The sequence below is a fragment of the Klebsiella sp. K47 genome (assembly GCF_051858335.1).
GTDB classification, from domain to species: Bacteria; Pseudomonadota; Gammaproteobacteria; order Enterobacterales; family Enterobacteriaceae; genus Klebsiella; species Klebsiella pneumoniae.
The window spans coordinates 1-235 of sequence record NZ_JBPYUI010000265.1 but is presented as its reverse complement, the minus strand read 5'-3'; the positions used below and the strand labels follow the sequence as shown (position 1 = coordinate 235).

Below are 235 nucleotides of genomic sequence, written 5' to 3'. Positions count from 1 at the left end.
AAGGCAGCGAGGCCCTGGTCGGCTACTCGCCCATCGAACTGCAGCACCCGGACATGGGCTTGCGCAACCTTGTGCACAGCGAAGACCGCGCCGACTATCACCGCGTGCAGGACCAGGCGCTGGCCACCGACCAGGACTGGTCGTGGCAGGGCCGCATCGTCACGCGCCAGGGTGAGCAGCGCTGGGCCGACATCAAGGCCAGTACCCGCAATCTGCGCGACGGCCGCGTGGTGTG

Annotated in this window: 1 protein-coding gene; it reads left to right on the top strand. The window is 68.5% G+C overall.

The features are described from left to right. Nucleotides 1-235: PAS domain-containing protein (locus RRF55_RS27980; protein WP_439419296.1), on the top strand; the 235-nt coding region annotated here is incomplete at both ends.